3 rRNA genes are annotated in these 5,448 nt (G+C 47.7%); all 3 read right to left on the reverse strand.

Features of this window, described 5'->3' with window-relative positions:
• Nucleotides 1-2 precede the first annotated feature (2 nt).
• Nucleotides 3-118: ribosomal RNA gene (gene rrf / locus HOY35_RS13210) — 5S ribosomal RNA — on the reverse strand.
• A gap of 114 nt (nt 119-232) precedes the next feature.
• A 23S ribosomal RNA gene (locus HOY35_RS13215) occupies nt 233-3,135 on the reverse strand.
• A 414-nt stretch (nt 3,136-3,549) separates the two neighbouring features.
• Nucleotides 3,550-5,097: ribosomal RNA gene (locus HOY35_RS13220) — 16S ribosomal RNA — on the reverse strand.
• Together the 16S, 23S and 5S rRNA genes form the textbook arrangement of a ribosomal RNA operon.
• Nucleotides 5,098-5,448: the final 351 nt, after the last annotated feature.

A 5,448-nucleotide genomic window follows, 5' to 3' on the forward strand; every position in this document is an offset into this window, starting at 1 on the left:
TCGCATGGCAACTTCCTAGTCTCGCAGGGAGAAACCCCCAACTACATTCGGCGTGAAGAAGCTTAACTTCTGTGTTCGGCATGGGAACAGGTGTGTCCTTCTTGCTATCGCTGCCACACTGGGCGTCAGAAGAAATTTCTGAACTAATCAAGCTAATTGTTAATAGCCTAACCTTGAGTGTTGCACACTCAAAACTGAATACACAATGACAAACAATAACCGGAGTTATAAATTGGTTAAGTCCTCGAGCGATTAGTATTGGTCCGCTCAATGAATCACTTCACTTACACTTCCAACCTATCTACCTCATCTTCTCTGAGGGCTCTTAATTCTTAAAGAATGGGAAATCTCATCTTGAGGGGGGCTTCACACTTAGATGCTTTCAGCGTTTATCCCTGCCCTACATAGCTACCCAGCGATGCCTCTGGCGAGACAACTGGTACACCAGCGGTAAGTCCAACCCGGTCCTCTCGTACTAAGGTCAGATCCTCTCAAATTTCCTACGCCCGCGACGGATAGGGACCGAACTGTCTCACGACGTTCTGAACCCAGCTCGCGTGCCGCTTTAATGGGCGAACAGCCCAACCCTTGGGACCGACTACAGCCCCAGGATGCGACGAGCCGACATCGAGGTGCCAAACCTCCCCGTCGATGTGGACTCTTGGGGGAGATAAGCCTGTTATCCCCAGGGTAGCTTTTATCCGTTGAGCGATGGCCCTTCCATGCGGTACCACCGGATCACTAAGCCCGACTTTCGTCCCTGCTCGAGTTGTAGCTCTCGCAGTCAAGCTCCCTTCTGCCTTTGCACTCTTCGAATGATTTCCAACCATTCTGAGGGAACCTTTGGGCGCCTCCGTTACTCTTTAGGAGGCGACCGCCCCAGTCAAACTGCCCATCTGACAATGTCTCCCTACGCGATTAGCGTAGCGGGTTAGAGTGGTCATAACACAAGGGTAGTATCCCAACAGCGCCTCATTAGAAACTAGCGTCCCTAAATCATAGGCTCCTACCTATCCTGTACATGTGGTACAAACACTCAATATCAAACTACAGTAAAGCTCCATGGGGTCTTTCCGTCCTGTCGCGGGTAACCTGCATCTTCACAGGTACTAAAATTTCACCGAGTCTCTCGTTGAGACAGTGCCCAAATCGTTACGCCTTTCGTGCGGGTCGGAACTTACCCGACAAGGAATTTCGCTACCTTAGGACCGTTATAGTTACGGCCGCCGTTTACTGGGGCTTCAATTCTTACCTTCGACGAATCTAAGCAATCCTCTTAACCTTCCAGCACCGGGCAGGCGTCAGCCCCTATACATCATCTTACGATTTAGCAGAGACCTGTGTTTTTGATAAACAGTCGCTTGGGCCTATTCACTGCGGCTGAACCGAAGTTCAGCACCCCTTCTCCCGAAGTTACGGGGTCATTTTGCCGAGTTCCTTAACGAGAGTTCGCTCGCTCACCTGAGGCTACTCGCCTCGACTACCTGTGTCGGTTTGCGGTACGGGTAAGTAATATCTAACTAGAAGATTTTCTTGGCAGTGTGACATCATCAACTTCGCTACTATAATTTCGCTCCCCATAACATCTTGTTCTTATAGAAAAAAGCATTTGACTCTTTTCAAAACTTAATGCTTGGACATCCATCCATCAGGATGATCGATTAGCCTACTGCGTCCCTCCATTGCTCAAACAATATTACCTAGTACAGGAATATCAACCTGTTGGCCATCGCCTACGCCTTTCGGCCTCAGCTTAGGTCCCGACTAACCCAGGGCGGACGAGCCTTCCCCTGGAAACCTTAGTCTTACGGTGGACAGGATTCTCACCTGTCTTTCGCTACTCATACCGGCATTCTCACTTCTAATCGCTCCAGCACTCCTCACGGTATACCTTCAGCGCAATTAGAACGCTCTCCTACCATTACATTACTGTAATCCACAGTTTCGGTACTATGTTTAGCCCCGGTAAATTTTCGGCGCAGGGGCACTCGACTAGTGAGCTATTACGCACTCTTTAAATGGTGGCTGCTTCTGAGCCAACATCCTAGTTGTTTGTGCACCCCCACATCCTTTTCCACTTAACATAGATTTGGGGACCTTAACTGGTGGTCTGGGCTGTTTCCCTTTCGACAATGGATCTTATCACTCACTGTCTGACTGCCGAGCTAAAATTAATGGCATTCGGAGTTTATCTGAGATTGGTAATCCAAGACGGACCCCTCACCCAAACAGTGCTCTACCTCCATAATTCATCACTCGACGCTAGCCCTAAAGCTATTTCGGAGAGAACCAGCTATCTCCAAGTTCGTTTGGAATTTCTCCGCTACCCACACCTCATCCCCGCACTTTTCAACGTACGTGGGTTCGGTCCTCCAGTGCGTTTTACCGCACCTTCAACCTGGACATGGGTAGGTCACATGGTTTCGGGTCTACGACATGTTACTATGGCGCCCTATTCAGACTCGGTTTCCCTACGGCTCCATTTCTGCAATTTAACCTCGCAACATATCGTAACTCGCCGGTTCATTCTACAAAAGGCACGCTCTCACCCATTAACGGGCTCGAACTTGTTGTAAGCACACGGTTTCAGGTTCTATTTCACTCCCCTTCCGGGGTGCTTTTCACCTTTCCCTCACGGTACTGGTTCACTATCGGTCACTAGGGAGTATTTAGGCTTGGGAGATGGTCCTCCCGGATTCCGACGGAATTCCTCGTGTTCCGCCGTACTCAGGATACTCATAGGTCGTCAATCAATTTCGAATACGAGACTTTTACTCTCTTTGGTTTAACTTTCCAGTTAATTCTTCTATCAATATTAGTACCACAGCTGAGTCCTACAACCCCACAAAGCAAGCTCTGTGGTTTGGCCTCTTCCCGTTTCGCTCGCCGCTACTTAGGGAATCGCGTTTGCTTTCTCTTCCTACAGCTACTTAGATGTTTCAGTTCACTGTGTCTTCCTCTTTTAAGCTATGTATTCACTTAAAAGTACGATACTCAAAATATCGTGGGTTCCCCCATTCGGAAATCCTCGGATCATTGCTTACTTACAGCTCCCCGGGGCATATCGTCGTTAGTCACGTCCTTCTTCGGCTCCTAGTGCCAAGGCATCCACCGTGCGCCCTTAATTACTTAACCTTTTTTGCGTCGTGCTTAAATCAATTTCTGCGTTAGATTTCAACTCACAATCAAAAGATTGCTTCGTCTCATCTGCCTTGAACTTGATTAAACCACTCGCAAAACTCATCACTAATCTTGCAATTAATGCTAAGTTTTTAATGTTTGTCCTTCATCTATAGCGATATAGATTTCTCAAACTCTTTTTCTCTCGGTGATTTTTTGGTCGAATCATTTCTGATTCTAAAAAAAAATTTGTTTGTATTGTGTATTCAGTTTTCAATGTGCAACGCTTCGTAATTTTCTAAATGCCAAAGCATTAAGGAAACCACAAACGTTTGAAGATGTTACCACCCTCAAAACTAAATAAATAAGAATCAAGCAAACCTGTGTATTCCGTTGTCAGAGGCTTTGACACCTCTGACATATCCTTAGAAAGGAGGTGATCCAGCCGCACCTTCCGATACGGCTACCTTGTTACGACTTCACCCCAATCATCTATCCCACCTTAGACGGCTGCCTCCATAAAGGTTAGCCCACCGGCTTCGGGTGTTACAAACTCTCGTGGTGTGACGGGCGGTGTGTACAAGGCCCGGGAACGTATTCACCGCGGCGTGCTGATCCGCGATTACTAGCGATTCCGGCTTCATGTAGGCGAGTTGCAGCCTACAATCCGAACTGAGAGAAGCTTTAAGAGATTTGCTTAGCCTCGCGACTTTGCGACTCGTTGTACTTCCCATTGTAGCACGTGTGTAGCCCAGGTCATAAGGGGCATGATGATTTGACGTCATCCCCACCTTCCTCCGGTTTATCACCGGCAGTCTCGCTAGAGTGCCCAACTGAATGATGGCAACTAACAATAAGGGTTGCGCTCGTTGCGGGACTTAACCCAACATCTCACGACACGAGCTGACGACAACCATGCACCACCTGTCACTTTGTCCCCGAAGGGAAAGACTCATCTCTGAGTTGATCAAAGGATGTCAAGACCTGGTAAGGTTCTTCGCGTTGCTTCGAATTAAACCACATGCTCCACCGCTTGTGCGGGCCCCCGTCAATTCCTTTGAGTTTCAACCTTGCGGTCGTACTCCCCAGGCGGAGTGCTTAATGCGTTAGCTGCAGCACTGAAGGGCGGAAACCCTCCAACACTTAGCACTCATCGTTTACGGCGTGGACTACCAGGGTATCTAATCCTGTTCGCTCCCCACGCTTTCGAGCCTCAGCGTCAGTTACAGACCAGAGAGCCGCCTTCGCCACTGGTGTTCCTCCATATATCTACGCATTTCACCGCTACACATGGAATTCCACTCTCCTCTTCTGCACTCAAGTTGACCAGTTTCCAATGACCCTCCCCGGTTGAGCCGGGGGCTTTCACATCAGACTTAATCAACCGCCTGCGCTCGCTTTACGCCCAATAAATCCGGACAACGCTTGCCACCTACGTATTACCGCGGCTGCTGGCACGTAGTTAGCCGTGGCTTTCTGGTAAGATACCGTCACTTGATGAACTTTCCACTCTCATCAACGTTCTTCTCTTACAACAGAGTTTTACGATCCGAAAACCTTCTTCACTCACGCGGCGTTGCTCGGTCAGACTTTCGTCCATTGCCGAAGATTCCCTACTGCTGCCTCCCGTAGGAGTCTGGGCCGTGTCTCAGTCCCAGTGTGGCCGATCACCCTCTCAGGTCGGCTATGCATCATTGCCTTGGTGAGCCGTTACCTCACCAACTAGCTAATGCACCGCGGGGCCATCTTCTAGTGACGCAATTGCGCCTTTCAAATAATCGTTATGCAACAATCATTGTTATGCGGTATTAGCACACATTTCTATGTGTTATCCCCCGCTAGAAGGTAGGTTCCCCACGTGTTACTCACCCGTTCGCAACTCATCCGTAAGAGCAAGCTCCTACTTCAGCGTTCTACTTGCATGTATTAGGCACGCCGCCAGCGTTCGTCCTGAGCCAGGATCAAACTCTCAAATTAGTTCCGATTGTACCATCGGATTCGATTGTTATGATTTAAAACACCGAAATGTTTTATGCTCATTTGTCCACTAACGTTTCGTTAGTTATTGTTTGAATTGACTAGATAAATCGTTGTTTATCTTAGCCTACACATTGGTTTGTTAATTCTTATTTATTCAGTTTTCAAGGTGCTAACCGCTGCCGTGCTTTTCTTGCGACAACTATTTAATATTACCAGTTAAACTTTTAATTGTCAATCTTTTTTTAAATCTTTTTTTAAAAGTTTTTTTTGCTTTCGCCTTTTCCTGCGACAGCTTTCTTATAATAGCAAATCTTATTTTTACAGTCAACTCATTTTTTAACTTTTTTT

Origin of the sequence: Enterococcus sp. MMGLQ5-1 (assembly GCF_013155265.1) — a bacterium.
GTDB lineage: Bacteria > Bacillota > Bacilli > Lactobacillales > Streptococcaceae > MMGLQ5-1.